A 16,943-nucleotide genomic window follows, 5' to 3' on the forward strand; every position below is an offset into this window, starting at 1 on the left:
CAGTTGGCACGATTCCCGCTACTCCCGTCTCCACCAACAAAAACAAGATTCACCAAGGAGACACCCCGATGAGCGTGATCATCGCCCTGGCAGCCCTGGCGCTGCTGATGCTGGCAGCCTACCGCGGTTACAGCGTCATCCTCTGCGCCCCCATCGCCGCCCTCGGCGCGGTACTGCTCACCGACCCGTCCGCCGTCGCCCCCGCCTTCGCCGGGGTGTTCATGGAAAAGATGGTCGGTTTCATCAAGCTCTACTTCCCGGTGTTCCTGCTCGGCGCGGTGTTCGGCAAGCTGATCGAGCTGTCCGGCTTCTCCCGTTCCATCGTCGCCGCTGCCATCCGCCTGCTCGGCACGCGCCAGGCCATGCTGGTTATCGTGCTGGTCTGCGCCCTGCTCACCTACGGCGGCGTGTCGCTGTTCGTCGTGGTGTTCGCGGTCTATCCGTTCGCCGCCGAGATGTTCCGCCAGAGCAACATCCCCAAGCGCCTGATCCCGGCGACCATCGCCCTGGGCGCGTTTTCCTTCACCATGGACGCCCTGCCCGGCACCCCGCAGATCCAGAACATCATCCCCAGCACCTTCTTCAACACCACGGCCTGGGCGGCGCCGTGGCTGGGCTTGATCGGCACCCTGTTCGTCTTCTGCAGCGGCATGCTCTACCTGCAACGCCAGCGCAACAAGGCCCTGCGCGCGGGTGAAGGCTACGGCAGCGAACTGCGCAACGAGCCGGAAACCGCCGACGACCTGCAGTTGCCCAACCCGCTGCTGGCCCTGTCGCCGCTGCTGCTGGTGGGGATCATGAACCTGCTGTTCACCCGCTGGATCCCCGAGTGGTACGGCAAGAGCCACAGCCTGCAACTGCCGGGCATGAGCGCGCCGGTGCAGAGCGATATCGCCAAGCTGACCGCCATCTGGGCGGTGGAGGCGGCGTTGCTGCTGGGCATCCTGCTGGTACTGGTCAGCGGTTTCAAAGCCATCAGGAGTCGCCTCGCCGACGGCAGCCGGGCGGCAGTCGGCGGTGCCCTGCTGGCGGCGATGAACACCGCCTCGGAATACGGTTTCGGCGCGGTGATCGCCTCGCTGCCAGGCTTCCTGGTGCTGGCCGACGCCCTGCGCGCGATTCCCAATCCGCTGGTCAACGAAGCGATCACCGTGACCCTGCTGGCCGGCATCACCGGCTCCGCTTCCGGCGGCATGAGCATCGCCCTGGCGGCCATGTCCGACAGCTTCATTGCCGCCGCCAACGCGGCCAATATCCCGCTGGAAGTACTGCACCGGGTAGCCGCCATGGCCAGCGGCGGCATGGATACCCTGCCGCACAACGGCGCGGTGATCACCCTGCTGGCGGTCACCGGGCTGACCCACCGCGAGGCCTACAAGGACATTTTCGGCATTACCCTGATCAAGACCCTGGCGGTGTTCGTCGTGATCGCCACCTTCTACGCCACCGGCATCGTTTGAGGATCGACCCATGAAGCTCTCCGGAAAAACCGCACTGGTCACCGGCTCCACCAGCGGTATCGGCCTGGGCATCGCCCGGGTCCTCGCCGAAGCCGGCGCCGACGTCTTGCTCAATGGGTTCGGCGATCCGGCCGCAGCCCTGGCCGAGGTCGGCAGCCATGGCACCAGGGTCGCCCATCATCCCGCCGACCTCGGCGACGTGGCCCAGCTCGAAGCGCTGTTCGCCTATGCGCAGGAGCAGTTCGGCGGCGTCGATATCCTGGTCAACAATGCCGGCATCCAGCATGTCGCGCCGGTGGAGGAATTTCCGCCGCAGCGCTGGGACGCGATCATCGCGGTCAACCTGTCGGCGGTGTTCCACTGCACCCGCCTGGCCCTGCCGGGCATGCGCGCGCGCGGCTGGGGGCGGATCGTCAACGTTGCCTCGGTGCATGGCCAGGTGGGCTCGCTGGGCAAGGCGGCGTATGTCGCGGCCAAGCATGGGGTGATCGGGCTGACCAAGGTGGTCGGGCTGGAGACCGCCACCAGCGCGATCACCTGCAACGCCATCTGCCCGGGCTGGGTGCTGACGCCGCTGGTGCAGAAGCAGATCGACGATCGCGCGGCCAGTGGGGTCGATCCGCAGCAGGCGCAGCACGACCTGCTGGCGGAGAAGCAGCCGTCGCTGGCGTTCGTCACGCCGGAGCATCTGGGGCAGTTGACCCTGTTCCTGTGCAGCGAGGCGGGCAGCCAGGTGCGCGGGGCGGCGTGGAATGTGGATGGTGGTTGGCTGGCCCAGTAGGAGCTGGCTTGCCTGCGAAGGACCGGTTCCCGATTCGAGGTCAGCCCCAGCGGCCGCTGCGCGCCCGTTCGCGGGCAAGCCACGCTCCTACACGGTGATATCGCCCATGGTCCGCGCAAGACCGCGGAGGAGCGGGAGGCTAGACTCACCTCATTGACAGACCAAAAGAGAAAATCGGCATGAACGATGTGCTCTGGCGCCCCGACGCGGCGCGTATTCAGGCCAGCCGGATGGACCGCTTCCGGCGCGAAATCAATCAACGCCACGGCCTCGACCTGGCCGACTACAGCGACCTGCACCGTTGGAGCATCGAGCAGCGCCCGGCCTTCTGGCAGGCTGTGGCCGAGGCCTTCGATGTGCGCTGGCAGCAGCCCGCCCGCGCGGTGCTGGAAGAAGGCCCGCGGATGCCCGACGCCCGCTGGTTTCCCGGCGCCACGCTGAACTTCGCCGAGCACCTGCTGCGCCGGCGCGATGACGCCACCGCCCTGGTGTCCATTCGCGAAGACGGCCAGCGCACCACCCTCACCTTCGCCGAACTCGCCGCCCAGGTCGCCGGCCTGCAACGCGCGTTCACAGCCGCCGGCATCGGCGTCGGTGACCGCGTCGCCGCGTGCATGCCCAATACCTGGCAGACCGTGGTGGCGATGCTCGCCTGCACCAGCCTCGGTGCGATCTGGTCCAGTTCCTCGCCAGAATTCGGCACCCAGGGCATCGTCGAGCGCTTCGGCCAGATCGAACCGAAACTGCTGCTGGTCTGCGCCGGCTACCAGTACGCCGGCAAGTCCCTGTCCCAGGTGGACAAGCTCAACGAAGTACTGGCCGCCCTGCCCGCCCTCGAACAACTGCTGGTGGTGCCCTACAGCCAGGCGGACATCCGCCTGGACGCCTTCCACACCCAGGCGCGTGTCAGCCTCTGGGACGACTTCCACGACAAACAGGGCGAACCGCATTTCGTCGCCCTGCCCTTCGATCACCCGCTGTACATCCTCTATTCCAGCGGCACCACCGGCGTGCCCAAGTGCATCGTCCACAGCGCCGGCGGCGTGCTCCTGCAGCACCTCAAGGAACACGGCCTGCACAACGACCTCAACGACCGCGACTGCCTGTTCTACTACACCACCTGCGGCTGGATGATGTGGAATTGGCTGGTCAGCGGCCTGGCCCTGGGCGCGACCCTGGTGCTGTACGACGGCTCGCCGTTCCATCCCGGCCCCGAGCGCCTGCTGGACCTGATCGACGCCGAGGGCATCAGTGTGTTCGGCACCAGCGCCAAGTATCTCGCGGCGCTGGAACAGGCCGGCCTGCAGCCGCGCCACAGCCATCGCCTGGAGCACCTGCGCCTGCTGCTGTCCACCGGCTCGCCGCTGTCGCCGCACAGCTACGACTATGTCTATCGCGATGTGAAGAGCGATATCGGCCTGGCCTCGATGTCCGGCGGCACCGATATCGTTTCCTGCTTCGTCCTCGGCAGCCCGACCCTGCCGGTGCGCCGCGGCGAGATCCAGTGCAAGGGTCTGGGCATGGCCGTGGAAGTCTGGAACGACCAGGGCCAGGCGGTGCTGGAGGAAAAAGGCGAGCTGGTCTGCGCCCGGCATTTCCCGGCGATCCCCCTGGGCTTCTGGCACGACCCCGACGGCGAGCGCTTCAGGGCCGCCTACTTCAGCCAGTTTCCCGGGGTCTGGTGCCAGGGCGACTACGCCGAGGAATTCCGTGACGGCGGCCTGGCCATCCACGGCCGTTCCGATGCCGTGCTCAACCCCGGCGGCGTGCGCATCGGCACCGCGGAAATCTACCGCCAGGTGGAAAAGATCGAGCAGGTGCTGGACAGCGTTGCCATCGGCCAGCAATGGCAGCACGACGTGCGTGTGGTGCTGTTCGTCCGCCTGGCCGACGGCGTGCAACTGGACGACGCCCTGCAGGCACGGATCCGCAAGGTCATCCGCGACAACACCAGCGCCCGCCATGTACCGGCGGTGATCGTCCAGGTCGCGGACATCCCGCGGACCATCAGCGGCAAGATCGTCGAGCTGGCGGTGCGCAACGTGGTGCATGGCCTGCCGGTGAAAAACACCGATGCCCTGGCCAATCCGCAGGCGCTGGAGCATTTTCGTGACCGCATCGAGCTGCGCGATCAGGCATAATCGCCGGTTTTTACCGGCATCCCCGAGGCACCCGCATCATGAAAGCACAGGCCCGTCACATCCTGGTCAAGACTGCCGAAGAGGCCGAACAGCTCAAGCAGCGCATCGCCAAGGGCGAGGCCTTCGACGTCCTGGCGAAGAAACACTCGATCTGCCCGTCGGGCAAACGCGGTGGCGACCTGGGCGAGATACGGCCGGGGCAGATGGTCGGCGCGATCGACCAGGTGATCTTCAAGAAACCGCTGCGCACGGTACATGGGCCGATCAAGAGCAAGTTCGGCTATCACCTGGTGCAGACGTTCTATCGGGACTGAGGCGTTCCGCTAGCTGGCATCGCGCAGCGGCACCACCATCTGCTTGTCCAGCAGGTCGCAGCGCATGCGGCTCACCAGGCTGGCGATGGCGCGGCTGCTGTCCAGTTGTTCCGGGCGAATGCCGGTGACCTGCAGGTCGTAGTGAGGGGAGCCGCGATTGAACAACTGCACGGTCAGTGAATGATCCGCCGCCAGGGTGCAGCGGCAGCGAACGGGCAAGAAACTCTTCTCGATGATATCGCGCAGTTCCAGCGTGGATAGCATTTCCATGTCTCCCGGCAGTTGAAGGACCGCAGCTCCGTGCTTGCAGTGCGTTGTCAATCGTAGGCTAACGGATTGGATCCGGTCAGATTATTTCCCGATAAGGCGGCGGGATAACTGCATCGATGGTTTATCATCGGGGCCCGAAGACTTTCGGCCTGGGCAGCCTTGGTGGAGCCCTTCAACAACACGATCCAGATGCTCCCCGGATCGCTGGTCAACGGGATGCTGAACAAGAAGAGCGCGATCGTGCCGTTCTCGGATTCGCAGGCTTTGCGGAGTAAGAAAATGGTCTGCGGAGCGCTTCGCCTGGTTGTTGAACCAGGCGAAGCAAGCAGACTCAGGCCCGCCGCGCCGCCAGCATCCCCAGCCCCGCCAGGCTCAACAACCCCGCGCTGACCCGATTGAACAACCGCCGCGGCCCAGGCTGGTCGAACCAGCGCTGCAGATATGCCCCCAGCCACGCATAGATGGCGATGGCAAACCACTCCAGCAGCAGGAACATCACCCCCAGCCAGAGGAACTGCTCGCCGACCGGCACGGCGCTGTTCATCACCACGAACTGCGGCAGGAACGCGGTGAAGATCAGGATGGCCTTGGGATTGCCCGCCGCGACGAAGAACTCCTGCCGCGCCAGGCGCAGCACCCCGCCCTTGCGCTCGCCAACCACCCCGCCCTGCCCGACCGGCGCACGCCACAGTTGCCAGGCGATATAGAACAGGTAGAACGCACCCAGCACCTTGATCGCCAGGAACAGGTATTCGCTGGTATGCAGCACCACGGCCAGGCCAAGGGCGGCGAGGACGATCATCCCGGCGAAGGCGAACAGGCGGCCGATGCCGGCGACGCAGGCGGTGCGCAGGCCATAGCGGCTGGCGTTGTTCAACGACAGCAGATTGTTCGGACCGGGGGCCATGTTGAGGGCGAAACAGGCGGGGATGAACAGCGCGAGGGTGGACAGGTCCATGGCGGGCTCCTTGGATAAGGGCACCAGCTTCGGCGCTGCCGGCCGCTGGCGTCAAGCGCCAGGCTGCAGGGTTCGTGATCGAATGATCAGGGTGACGCTTCAGATTTCAGGTATCACGCTTCAGCCAGGGAGGCAGAGGATCGAAGCGCGCCTCGATCCACTGCTTGAACGCCAATACCGTCGCGGCGGGAAAGCGTGCCGAAGGCCGCACCAGGTACACCCCGCCGGTGGGGTCCAACTGCCATTCCGGCAGCACCCGGACCAGGCGTCCGGCGGCCAGGTCGCGGCTCATCAGCCACTCCCCGGCGCCGAGGATGCCAGCATCGGCGCGGGCGGCAGCGAGCAGCGATTCACTGTCGTTGGCGGTGAGGCTGCCCCGGGGCGTGACGCTGACCTGCTGCTCGCCGGCGTACATGCGCCATTGCGGAAAGGACGCCAGGCCGCTGAAACGCAGGCAGTTGTGCTCGCTCAATTGCTGGGGTGTGCGCGGTACGCCATGACGCTGCAGATAGGCGGGCGAAGCGCAGAGGATGCGCCGGTGATCGCAGAGCTTTTTCGCGATCAGGCGATTGTCGTCCAGTTCGCCGATGCGAATGGCGATATCGAAGCCCTCCTCGATGATGTCCACCAGGCGCTCGCTGTAGTCGGCGACGATGGACACCTGCGGATGGGCTTCGAGAAACGCCGGCAGCAGAGGGCCGATGCACAACCGCCCCATCGCCGCCGGCAGGGCCAGGCGCAACACCCCGCGCACCTCGGCCGCACCGGAAATGGCCTGCTGTTCGGCCTCGGCGATCATCCCCAGGGCCGCGCGCAGGCGCTGCTCCAGCTTCTCGCCCACCGGGGTGACGCGCACCTGGCGGGTCGAGCGTTCGATCAGGCGCACGCCAAGGCGTTTTTCCATCGCCGCGACGCGCTTGGAAATCACCGTGGGGTGCCGCTCCAGCAGGCGCCCGGCGGCGACGAAGGAGCCCTGCGCGGCGACGGCGAGGAACGCGGCGATTTCGTCGCTGTGGGGGTTGTCCAGCACATCGAGGTTCATGGCGTGAGAATGATCGCTCCCGAGGATCGTCCGGATTCCAGGTCGGCATGCGCCTGGGCAGCATCGGCCAGGGCGTAGCGGCCCCAGATGCGCGCGCTGATGATACTCGCGTCGAGCGCCGCCAGCACGTCGGCGGCACGCGCCTGGTATTCCTCGGCGGTGGCGGTGTGCGCGGCCAGCGACGGCCGGGTGACGAACAGCGAACCCTTGCTGTTCAGCGTGGCCATTTCCACCGGCGCCGGCGCGCCGCTGGAGGCGCCGAAGGACACCATCACCCCGCGCGGGCGCAGGCTGTCCAGGGAGGCTCCGAAGGACACCCGGCCGATCGGGTCATACACGACATCCACCTTGCGCCCATCGGTTAGGCGGGAAACCTCCGCCGCCAGGGTCTGCGGGTCGAACACCAGCACCTCGTCGCAACCCAGTGCGCGGGCCTTGTCCACGCTGGCCTGGCGCGACACCACGCCGATCACTCGCGCCCCCAGGTGCCGGGCCCACGGCGCCATGAGCGAACCCAGCCCACCGGCCACGCCGTACAGCAATACCGTCGTCCCCTGGCCCACCGGGTAGGTGGACTTGAGCAGGTACTGCGCGGTAATACCCTTGAACAGCACCGCCGCCGCATCCTGCACCGACACCGAATCCGGCAGCCTGACCAGGCGCTCGGCGGGGAACAACCGGGCGCTGGCATAGCCGCCCAGCGGACCGGTGGCATAGGCCACCCGGTCACCCACCGCGACATTGCCGACGCCAGCGCCAATCCGCACCACCCTCCCCGCGCCTTCCAGCCCCAGGCCACCGGGCAACGGCACCGGTACGGCGCCCTTGCGCTGGGAGACATCGAGGAAATTCACGCCGATGGCCTCCTGCTCCAGCCAGACCTCGCCCGGGCCCGGTTCGAGGGTGTCCACCGCCTGCAGCTGCAGGACCTCGGGAGCACCCGCCTGGCTGAACCGTATCGCACTCGTCATCACTGCTCTCCTCGCCGTTCGGGCGTGTCGTTGGGTAGATGGCGGCGAGTATGTGAATTCGATCTATGAGCAACAAGACGGTGAATGTGCAGTTCATTACTGCAGCTGATGCAGCAATGTAAATGGCACTGTAGTACTTCTTGCCGTTGCACTTGGGAAAAGGTTTTGTTACTTGTCAGGCACTTGATCGCGTATTGGAGATGTTATGTCGTCATCGCCTGTCCACACGGAAGTTGCCTTCGTCGCTACGCCCTGGGGCCGGCTGTTTGCCCGGCGCTGGTTTCCCGAGCGGGCCGACCCGCGCAAGCCGGTGATCGTGCTGCTCCACGATTCCCTCGGCAGCGTCGAATTGTGGCGCGAGTTTCCCGCGCAGCTGTGCCAGCGCAGCGGCCTGGAGGTGGTGGCGTACGACCGGCTCGGCTTCGGCCAGTCGCAGGCCTGTGCGCAGGGGCTGCCGCTGAGCTTCATCAGTGACGAAGCGCAGCAGGTCTTCCCGTTGCTGCGCGAAGCGCTGGGCATCGAGCGCTTCATCGCCTTCGGCCACAGCGTCGGTGGCAGCATGGCCAGCGCCTGCGCGGCCCATCACGCCGAGGACTGCGTCGCCCTGATCACCGAGGCGGCTCAAGCGTTCGTCGAAGCGCGCACCCTGGACGGCATACGCCTGGCCAAAGCGCAGTTCCAGGAACCCGGACAGATGCAGCGTCTGGAGAAGTACCACGGCGACAAGGCGCAGTGGGTGCTGGAGGCCTGGACCGAAACCTGGCTGGCGCCGCGCTTCGCCGACTGGACCCTGGAGCGCTGCGCGGGCCCGGTGCACTGCCCGACCCTGGTCCTGCACGGCGACCTCGACGAGTACGGCTCGCTGGCCCAGCCGGTACGGGTCGTCGCACTGGCGGCGGACAACGGCCGGACGGTGATTCTCGATGGCTGTCATCACGTGCCGCACCGCGAAGATCCGCAACGGGTGCTGGACGAGGTCTGCGGGTTCCTGGCGACGGTGGTCTAGGCGATTTCCAGGGTAGCCAGGTCAAGCAAGGTGAAATGCCCCCTGGACCAGCCACCAGTGTCGATGTGCCAGACATTGCCCAGCACCCGCACCTCGTGCAGCGGGGTATGCCCGACCAGCAGCGCGCGCAGCCCCTCGACCCCGCGGTCGTTCTCTTCCTTCAGACGCAGTCGCGACCACTGGCAGACTTCGCGAATCTTCTCCGGCACCGGTGACGCCTGCAGCAACGGCAACAGGTCGCCCCAGCGCAGCAGCGGACAATCGGCGTGCAGCAGGCCGACCGCGCCCTGCGCCGTCTCCACCTCGAGGGCCAGCGGCATCTGCGCGAAGCCCTCGGCGAAACGGGCCTGGCGCTGCTCGTCCAGATCGAGAAACCAGCCGCCACCGGCGGCGCGGTACATGGCGTAGTCCAGCCATTCGCCACGGACATGGGACACCGCCAGCGCTTCGTGATTGCCCTGCACCGCGTGGAACCAGGGCTGGGCCAGCCAGTCCAGCACCTCCTCGCATTCCGGACCGCGATCGACCAGGTCGCCGACGCTGAACAGACGGTCACGCCCGGGATCGAAACGCACTCGCTGCAAGGCCTCGCGCAGGCGGGAAAAATGCCCATGGACATCGCCGACCGCAAGGTCCCGACCCAGGGTGTTGCGCGTCACGTGGACGACACTGCTCATGACCTTGCTCCTGCTCTGCATCGCCGCTTCACGGGCGTACAATGAACCTGGTTCCCCCTGTATCGGCGGAGGTCCATCATGCGCTCGATCCTGACGCTCGCCACCTTGTGTCTGCTGGCCTCTACCAGCATGGCACAGGCCGCGACCACGAATGTCCAGGTCAACTTCATCCACCCGGAAAAATTCCGCGATGCCAGTCTGCGCGGCGATGGTTACCAACGGGGTGCCGACGAGCAGGTGATGAAGCAACTACGGGTCTACCTGGAAACCCTCGGCAACCGCTACCTGGGTACCGGCCAGAGCCTGCGCGTCGATATTCGCGACATCGACCTGGCCGGGCACTACGAGCCCTGGCAGCGCAACGCCAGCTCGGTGCGTTTCATGCGTGATATCACCTGGCCAAGCATCGATCTGCACTACAGCCTGCAGGAACACGGACAGGTGGTGAAGCAGGCCGACACGCGGGTCGACGACAAGTTCTACCTGCAGCGCCCGGGACGCCTGGGCAACAGCGACTCGCTATGGTCGGAAAAGGCCATGCTCAACGACTGGTTCCGCGACCTGATGAAGCAGTGAACGCCGTCTCGACAGCCCGACGGCTGGCACGCGGCCAGTTCGTCGGGTCGCTGCTACACTGAAATCGCTTACAGGAGGAACGAGTCATGTCCGACAAAGACATCCAAACCCTGCTCACCCTCATCAACCATCGCCAGGAGAACCTGGCCAGCGCCTGCAAGGACATCGCCGACTGGATCGACAGCCAGGGCGACCTGCCCGTGGCCGGCAGGATCCGCGAAAGCCTGCGCGCCGTGGAAGCCGATGAAGTGCTGGTGAAACGCACCCTCACCACGCTGTCGCTGGACCGACCGCTGCCACGCTTCCGACACTGAGCGGGACGACGACTCACCAGTCTTCGTGGTCCTCGTCGTCCAGCACATCCAGGCCGTACTCCTCGTCTTCTTCGTCCTCGACGTCGTCGAACATCGGGTCGGCATGCTGTTCACCTTCCTCGTCGTCGTGAAACTCACGGTCGAGCAGATGATCGTGCTCGGGTTCGTGGAGATCGTCTTCGTCGTGCATGGTTGTTTCCTGCGGGCTGATGCGAAATGACGGCGCCTGTATAGGCCGTTGCGCCTGCGCCGTCAACGCCTACAGCGCCTGGCGCATCTGCACCAGCGCTACCCGCCTGCCGGCGTGGTCCTGGCGTTCGACGATACCGAACGGCAGGAAACCCAGTTGCGGATACAGCAACAGGCCCGCGGTGTTGTGATTGAAGCAGGACACGTTCATTTCCCGCGCCTGATGCCGTTGCCGGGCGACCTCGATCATCTGCTCCACCAGAAAACGTGCCACGCCCCGCCCACGGGCGGCGGGCGATACCAGCACATTGCCCAGCGAGCAGACACCGCCCTGCTCCCATTGGTAGAAATTGGCGAACGCCAGCACTTCGTCACCTTCGACCACCACCGAGGAATCGCTGCGCTGGGCGATGGCCGCGGCCAATTGTTCCGGGGTCACCGGCCAGGTGCCCTTGGGAAAGAAGAAGAACGCCTCGTCGGCAGACTGGGCGAAGCCGCAGATGGCAGGGATATCAGCGGTCTGGACGGGCCGGAAACTCAGGGTCACGGTCATTCACCTCAGGGCTTGTGGCCACTGGCCACGGCCGAACAGTTAACTACACTGGGTCCAGGCTGTAAACGCACCCGGTTTTGCCCTGCAAACGCTCTGGCACAGGCTGCGCCAAGGTAAAGCCAGACTTTGTGCGGATGTCCTTGCCAGCCCATCGATGATAATGTTTCGCATTTGACGGATTCCGCCCCAGGGAAGGGACATGCAGGACAAGTACGAAATCCACTATGTGAAGAATGGCCTGAAGAAAGTCTTCGTCACCGACCGCAACGGCATGAGCTGGCTGGAGGCCTGGAAAGCCGCGCTGCTGATCGACGGCACCTGCGCCGGGACCACGGTGGGCCTGCGCTGCATCGACGAGGCCATGGCCCGCGCCGCCGACAGCGGCATCAGCAAGGTGCGCTGGAACAAGGCCAGCCACACCGCCTCGTGGAGCGAACGGGCGCGCTGGAACGAGAGCCAGCTGCTGGTCAAGCAACTGGATTGAGCAGCAGCCGTTCGCGTTGCGCCATTGCCTTGTGACATCCCCGCCGCCCCCCAGCCGGGACTTCGCTCAGGATCGCTGATCCAGCCCCCGGACGGGGCTGGCGCTCGAGCCGGTACAAAGCCAATAGGTGAGGATCACGGCGCCAACGTCGCCGATCGCCTGCGCACGTAACCACTGGCCGGAACCTCGGTGATCTGCACGGAGAGATCGACTTTCTGCTGCAGCAGGACAGGTTCGAAGATGTCGACCATCACGCCAAGCAAGGCGCTGCTGATGGTGTGGCGCTTCTCGTCGTCGCCCGCCTTGCCCGTCACCGTGGAGACGTTCAGGTGGATGAACTGCTGGTGATCCTCGCAATCGCCAACGAAATAGCCGTCGTAACGAACGAGACGAGTCTTGACCAGATCCAGGCGCAATCCGGACACCTCTACCAGTGCCTGGTGCAGTCGCTGGCAGGCGTCCTTGAAATCGACGGTGTCACCCACCCCTGCGGTGTACTCAAGATAGACATGTGGCATGTTCGACTCCCATGGCGCAATCGAGAGCCGACCGGCAAGCGCCGGCCGGCGGACGGGCCTCGATCAGCGGGTTGAAATGACGGGGAACTTGGGGTGCTCCATGGGCATGTCGAGGGTCAGCCCCAGCGGATCGGTGCGATGGTTCGAGGCCCCGGTGTAGCGCGCGGAAACCGGCAGCCACAGTGTCGAATAGACCCAGCGCGGGGTATTGGAGCTGTTGGCGGGCGCGGCATGGATGACGTTCATGTCATGCACGGTGGCATCGCCGGCCTTGAGGGAAATCGGCGGCGACATCTCGAACTCATCCAGCACCCATGGATGCTCATCGATCAGGGAAACGTTGTCGCGGCGATTGAAGTACCGCCCCAGCATGCCCGCCCGATGGCTGCGGTTGAGAAACTGCATGGTGCCCATTTCCGGGGTCAGGTCGACCAGCGCGATCCAGATATTCAGCGCGCCCTGGCGGTCCAGCGGGTGATGGGGAAAATCCTGGTGCCAGGGGGTGTCACCCCCGGCTTCGGTTTCCGGATTCTTGGCGAACACATGGTCGGAATAGAACCGCACGTCCTCGCCCACCAGTTGCGAAGCGATGCTCGCCAACTGCGGTGAATGACTCAGCGCCTTGATCTGCGGACAGGTGTTTGAAACCTCGTCCCAGCGCGCATACCAGCGATAGGCATTGTCGATCTGCTTGCCGGGGTCGTTGCGGTCCACCGTGCGCGCCACCTCGCCCATCCGGGTCCTGGCCTCGTTGAGCAGCAGCTGCACCGTTTCGGCATTGATCACGTTTTCCAGCTTCATCCAGCCGTTGGCCCGATAATCCCGGATTTGCCGGGCATCCAGCGAGTACGGTGCGTAGGCGGAATTGGCGTCGGTCTTCATGACTGCTTGCATGTTCAATCTCCATTGTTTCCAGGGTTTATTGAGCACTGCTTCAGGTGGCCGATTGCGCGGCCAGGGGTTGCTTGCGCAACAACAGGAGCGTCAACGCCCAGCCCACCGCCAACAGCAGCGAGGACAGGACGATCACTTCGGTGAAACCGTGGCCGAACTGGGCAGCATCGGCCACGTTGATCAACAGGCTGAAGATCGCCACCCCCACCAGCCCGCCGACCTGGCGCGAGGCATTGACGATGGCCGAGGCAACCCCGGACTTGTCGCTGCTGACGTGGTTGACCGCGGTGGTGGTCAAGGTCGGCACGGTCAGGGATATGCCGAAGCCGATCACGAACATCTGCACGGCGATATGGGCGTAGGGGGCGCCGCCGACGAAGGGGATCAAGGCAACGACGCCCAGCAAGGCGATGAGCAACCCCAGCGCCAGCAGGCGCCGCTCACCCAGTGCAGGTAGCCAGCGGGCGGCCAGTTGATTGCCGAAGAACAGCACGCCGGTCATGGGAATGAAGGCCAGCCCCGTGTTGATCACGCTGTAGTGATTGACCTGCTGCAGGAAAATGCTGAACACGAAGATCAGCCCGTAGAACACGAAGTTCACGATCACCCCCAGTATCGAGGCCAGGCTGAATGCGGCATTGCCGAATACCGCCAGCGGCACCATCGGCCGGGCGCTGCGCGACTCGACCCAGAGAAACCCCAGCAGCCCGCCGACAAAGCACGCGGCATGCAGCGCCACACGCAGGTCGACACCGCTGGCGCGGCCCAGCTCGATGACCGCATAGGTCAGGTTGGCCAGGGTGAACAAGGCCAGCAACTGTCCCCACAGATCGAAGCCGCCGTTGCGGTTGGCCGGGATGCGTGGCGCATTGGCCAGGCACAGGACGATCCCGATCAGGCCAATGGGCAGGTTGATGAAGAAGATGCTGCGCCAACCGAAAACCCCGATCAGCAGCCCGCCCACCACCGGGCCGGCCGCCAGGGCAATGCCCGCCACGCCCGCCCACAGGGCAATGGCCTTGCTGCGCTCGGCCGGCACGTCGAAGGTAATGCGCACCAGCGCCAGGGAGGTCGGCACCAGGAGCGCGGCACCGATGCCTTGCAGCGAGCGAAAGCCGATCAGCCAGGGCAGGCTGTCCGCCAGGCCGCAGCCGAGGGAGGCCAGGGTAAATACCGCATAGCCCCAGAGGAAAACCTTCTTGTGGCCGAAGCGATCCCCCAGCGCGCCGCCAGTGAGCAGGAACGAGGCGAACAGCAAGGTGTAGGCGTTGACGATCCACTGCAACTGGAGCACGTCGGTGGCGAACTCGACCTTGAAACTTTCGAGGGCCACGTTGACCACGCTCACATCGAGCAACACCACCACGAAGCCGAGGCAGGTCGCGAGTAGCGTCAGTTTTTTATTGCTGGAAGCATCCATTCTTGAATTCCTCATGGGGTGTTGAGCACAACCGGCAGTGCGTCGAGCGTCGCCTCGATCCGCGCCTTGAACGCGAGCGCCGTCGAGCGCTCGACGTTCAGCGAGCTGAAGGCCAGCGCCGCATGCCAGGTGCCGTTGAGCCGGCCCAGGTGCAGGACGAAGTGGTAGTTGCCGCCGGAGCGATTGACGAGCGTTGAAAAACCCAGGACAGCCGTAGCCGGCCGGGTCAGAAAACGATCCAGCGGCCCCGTGTTGGTAAAGGCCAGGGCGGGTCGCGGGGTGTCGTCGCCAACCGCAGGCTCATGCAGGCTCAAGCGCGCCTTGTCTGCGACCACGACCTGCGCATAGCGCTCGATGCATTCCACAAGGCCGGAGTCCTTGCCACTCAGGGTCGCCTTGCGCACGTCGATCTGGCAGGCCTTGGTCACTGGCTGGCCGTCGCTGTCCGGCTCACGCAGTGAATAGGCGGTGAACAGGTCGAACGCCGGCACGTCCGCATGCCTGAGATAGCTGTGGGCCAGAACCCCGCCCCAGATGGCATTGGTGGTGAACCCCGACGTCGCGCGCAACTGCTCGATGCGTTGCGTCGCCTGGGCGCTGACCTGCAGCCTGACGAAATCGGCGTAACTGGCCCGGCCCGCATCGACCGGGGAGGCCCGCCAGTGCGCCAGGCGGATATGAAACGCACGCGAAGCCCGCCTATCGACAACAGCGGGATTCACCCCGAGATGACCGACCAGGCTGTCGACCAGCCTGGCGGTACTGTAGCCGTCGGAAATGGCGTGATTGCGCGTCAGCAGGATATGCGTCTGCTTGATGGCCGCATCGACAACCAGCAGCGCGCGCCAGCCCTCCTCGTCTCCCAGCAGGCGGTTCAGTTCCAGCTTGAGCAACGCATCGACCTGCAGTGATGCCGGTGTCGCGCAGGCGCTCGCCTGCACATGCTCCTGTACCGGGACGAACCCATACCGGTCGCCGCCGCAAGGCACGATCTTCTGCCGCAGGAACGGGAAGTCGGCGACCAGTCGGGCGAACGCCTTGCGCGCCCGCAAGGCGCTCACGCAACCAGGTACCGTGAGCAGCGTGGTCACCTGCGTATTGCCATTGCGATCGAGAAAGTTGCGGTGGAACCGCTGTTCGGTTTCGTCCAGCAAACGGTGCAATTGCATACCCTGCCTCCCTGCCGTGCCTAGCGATCGATGAACTGCATCATTCGCTGTTCATAACGCTCGCCGGCGACCGCCCACTGCCCCAGCAGCGCCTCGATTGCCTGGAGCTGCTCGCCATCGAGCACACAGGCATCGGCGCCCACGTTTTCTTCCAGGTAGCTGACGCGCTTGGTCCCGGGGATGACCGCCAGGTGCTGGCTGCGGGTCAGCAGCCAGGCCAGAGCCAACTGGGCGGGCGTCATCGACCAGGACGCCGCCAGCGCCAGGATCGATTCGGTCAGCAAGGTATTGGCGGCGAAATTCTCTTCGCGAAAGCGCGGATCCTGCTGGCGGAAATCATTGGCGTCGTAATGGCGGGCACTGGCCGCCTTGCCGGTCAAAAAACCGCGGCCCAAGGGGCAGAACGCGACGTAGCCGATACCCAGGTTGTGCAGCAGCGGCAGGATGTCCTCTTCGACATTGCGCTCCCACAGCGAGTACTCGCCCTGGATCACCGAAAGCGGATGGACTGCATGGGCACGCTCGATGGTGCGCGTACCCACTTCGCAGAGCCCGAGGTATTTCACTTTGCCCTGCTCGACCAGGCGCGCCATGGCGCCCACCACGTCTTCGATGGGAATGTTCGGATCGAGCCGGTGCTGGTACAGCACATCGATGTAGTCCGTCCCCAGCCGCTTGAGGGACGCCTCGACGACTTTCTGCAGGTTGGTTTCAGAGCTGTCGACGCCGACGATCTGGCCATCGACGATGCGGAAACCGAACTTGGTGGCGATCACCACCTCCTCCCGGCGCCCGGCGAAGGCGCGCTGCAACAGCTGCTCGTTGGTGAACGGCCCATACGCCTCGGCGCTGTCGAAGAAATCCACGCCCAACTCCAGTGCGCGATGCAGGGTGCGCACCGACTCGGCGTCATCCGTCGCCCCGTACCACTGACTCATCCCCATGCAGCCCAGTCCGATGCGACCGACACGCAGCCCCTGAGTACCCAACGTGATCCTGGAAACCATGGAATCGCCCTCCTTGTGATACTGATCGTTCTACATCTTTTTCAAATCCTCGCTCATCCGTCAATCACTGTTTCATGAAAATTTTTTATATTTTTCGTCGTGAATGAGATTTTTCCGTCAGAAAAACACAATAAATACCATTTAAAACAATGAATTAACTGATACATACGAAAAACCATTGCTCCGTCAAATCTCAGCA

20 protein-coding genes are annotated in these 16,943 nt (G+C 64.8%); 8 read left to right on the top strand and 12 right to left on the bottom strand.

What is annotated here, in order from left to right:
* Nucleotides 1-68 precede the first annotated feature (68 nt).
* The 4 genes from RTI28_RS23145 (at nt 69) to RTI28_RS23160 (ending at nt 4,696) form a co-directional block, all read left to right on the top strand.
* Entirely contained in the window at nt 69-1,460 is a 1,392-nt protein-coding gene (locus RTI28_RS23145) for a GntP family permease (RefSeq protein WP_316922612.1), read from the top strand.
* A gap of 10 nt (nt 1,461-1,470) precedes the next feature.
* Nucleotides 1,471-2,241: a 3-hydroxybutyrate dehydrogenase gene (gene hbdH / locus RTI28_RS23150; protein WP_316922613.1), complete on the top strand. Its 771-nt coding sequence runs from the start codon at nt 1,471-1,473 to the stop codon at nt 2,239-2,241.
* 179 nt (nt 2,242-2,420) lie between these two features.
* Complete coding sequence (locus RTI28_RS23155) at nt 2,421-4,382, top strand: acetoacetate--CoA ligase (protein ID WP_316922614.1); 1,962 nt, start codon at nt 2,421-2,423, stop codon at nt 4,380-4,382.
* A 38-nt stretch (nt 4,383-4,420) separates the two neighbouring features.
* A complete protein-coding gene (locus RTI28_RS23160; protein ID WP_316922615.1) occupies nt 4,421-4,696 on the top strand; it encodes a peptidylprolyl isomerase in 276 nt (91 codons plus the stop codon).
* A gap of 9 nt (nt 4,697-4,705) precedes the next feature.
* Here RTI28_RS23160 and RTI28_RS23165 read toward each other — a convergent pair whose 3' ends face one another.
* The 4 genes from RTI28_RS23165 to RTI28_RS23180 all read right to left on the bottom strand — a co-directional run bounded on the left by RTI28_RS23165 (nt 4,706) and on the right by RTI28_RS23180 (nt 7,937).
* The gene (locus RTI28_RS23165; RefSeq protein WP_316922616.1) at nt 4,706-4,960 is read right to left on the bottom strand and encodes a DUF1652 domain-containing protein; all 255 of its coding nucleotides are present in this window, start codon (nt 4,958-4,960) and stop codon (nt 4,706-4,708) included.
* A gap of 337 nt (nt 4,961-5,297) precedes the next feature.
* Nucleotides 5,298-5,924, bottom strand: coding sequence for a LysE family translocator (locus tag RTI28_RS23170; protein WP_316922617.1), 627 nt, complete (start codon nt 5,922-5,924; stop codon nt 5,298-5,300).
* Nucleotides 5,925-6,030: 106 nt separating this feature from the next.
* On the bottom strand, nt 6,031-6,966 hold the full coding sequence (locus RTI28_RS23175; protein ID WP_316922618.1) for a LysR family transcriptional regulator: 936 nt from the start codon (nt 6,964-6,966) through the stop codon (nt 6,031-6,033).
* Complete coding sequence (locus tag RTI28_RS23180; protein ID WP_316922619.1) at nt 6,963-7,937, bottom strand: quinone oxidoreductase; 975 nt, start codon at nt 7,935-7,937, stop codon at nt 6,963-6,965. The genes RTI28_RS23175 and RTI28_RS23180 overlap by 4 nt, the downstream gene beginning before the upstream one ends.
* 205 nt (nt 7,938-8,142) lie before the next feature.
* Here RTI28_RS23180 and RTI28_RS23185 point away from each other — a divergent pair, with 205 nt between their 5' ends.
* A complete protein-coding gene (locus RTI28_RS23185) occupies nt 8,143-8,943 on the top strand; it encodes an alpha/beta hydrolase (RefSeq protein ID WP_316922620.1) in 801 nt (266 codons plus the stop codon).
* Here the strand turns inward: RTI28_RS23185 and RTI28_RS23190 are convergent.
* Nucleotides 8,940-9,620, bottom strand: a complete 681-nt coding sequence (locus RTI28_RS23190) for a metallophosphoesterase (RefSeq protein ID WP_316922621.1) — start codon at nt 9,618-9,620, stop codon at nt 8,940-8,942. The two genes, RTI28_RS23185 and RTI28_RS23190, sit on opposite strands and share 4 nt — an antisense overlap.
* A gap of 78 nt (nt 9,621-9,698) precedes the next feature.
* On the opposite strand from RTI28_RS23190, the gene RTI28_RS23195 reads away from it, so the two are divergent.
* Together RTI28_RS23195 and RTI28_RS23200 are read left to right on the top strand one after the other, a co-directional pair.
* A complete protein-coding gene (locus RTI28_RS23195; protein WP_316922622.1) occupies nt 9,699-10,196 on the top strand; it encodes a DUF3016 domain-containing protein in 498 nt (165 codons plus the stop codon).
* Between the two features lie 86 nt (nt 10,197-10,282).
* On the top strand, nt 10,283-10,510 hold the full coding sequence (locus RTI28_RS23200; protein ID WP_316922623.1) for a hypothetical protein: 228 nt from the start codon (nt 10,283-10,285) through the stop codon (nt 10,508-10,510).
* Between the two features lie 13 nt (nt 10,511-10,523).
* Here the strand turns inward: RTI28_RS23200 and RTI28_RS23205 are convergent, their stop codons facing one another.
* Nucleotides 10,524-10,700, bottom strand: coding sequence for a hypothetical protein (locus RTI28_RS23205; protein ID WP_316922624.1), 177 nt, complete (start codon nt 10,698-10,700; stop codon nt 10,524-10,526).
* Between the two features lie 69 nt (nt 10,701-10,769).
* The gene (locus tag RTI28_RS23210) at nt 10,770-11,246 is read right to left on the bottom strand and encodes a GNAT family N-acetyltransferase (RefSeq protein WP_316922625.1); all 477 of its coding nucleotides are present in this window, start codon (nt 11,244-11,246) and stop codon (nt 10,770-10,772) included.
* A gap of 205 nt (nt 11,247-11,451) precedes the next feature.
* Here RTI28_RS23210 and RTI28_RS23215 point away from each other — a divergent pair, with 205 nt between their 5' ends.
* Nucleotides 11,452-11,736 carry a hypothetical protein gene (locus RTI28_RS23215; protein ID WP_316922626.1) on the top strand — a complete coding sequence of 95 codons (285 nt, stop codon included), beginning with the start codon at nt 11,452-11,454 and terminating at the stop codon, nt 11,734-11,736.
* 134 nt (nt 11,737-11,870) lie between these two features.
* Here the strand turns inward: RTI28_RS23215 and RTI28_RS23220 are convergent, their stop codons facing one another.
* From RTI28_RS23220 to RTI28_RS23240, 5 genes are all read right to left on the bottom strand, one after another.
* Nucleotides 11,871-12,254, bottom strand: coding sequence for a hypothetical protein (locus RTI28_RS23220; RefSeq protein ID WP_316922627.1), 384 nt, complete (start codon nt 12,252-12,254; stop codon nt 11,871-11,873).
* A gap of 63 nt (nt 12,255-12,317) precedes the next feature.
* Nucleotides 12,318-13,148: a phytanoyl-CoA dioxygenase family protein gene (locus RTI28_RS23225; RefSeq protein WP_316922628.1), complete on the bottom strand. Its 831-nt coding sequence runs from the start codon at nt 13,146-13,148 to the stop codon at nt 12,318-12,320.
* 40 nt (nt 13,149-13,188) lie between these two features.
* A complete protein-coding gene (locus RTI28_RS23230) occupies nt 13,189-14,568 on the bottom strand; it encodes an MFS transporter (protein ID WP_316922629.1) in 1,380 nt (459 codons plus the stop codon).
* A gap of 11 nt (nt 14,569-14,579) precedes the next feature.
* Nucleotides 14,580-15,737: a hypothetical protein gene (locus tag RTI28_RS23235; RefSeq protein ID WP_316922630.1), complete on the bottom strand. Its 1,158-nt coding sequence runs from the start codon at nt 15,735-15,737 to the stop codon at nt 14,580-14,582.
* A 20-nt stretch (nt 15,738-15,757) separates the two neighbouring features.
* Nucleotides 15,758-16,744, bottom strand: a complete 987-nt coding sequence (locus RTI28_RS23240) for an aldo/keto reductase (RefSeq protein ID WP_316922631.1) — start codon at nt 16,742-16,744, stop codon at nt 15,758-15,760.
* Nucleotides 16,745-16,943: the final 199 nt, after the last annotated feature.

It is taken from the genome of Pseudomonas sp. zfem002, from assembly GCF_032621685.1.
GTDB lineage: Bacteria > Pseudomonadota > Gammaproteobacteria > Pseudomonadales > Pseudomonadaceae > Aquipseudomonas > Aquipseudomonas japonica.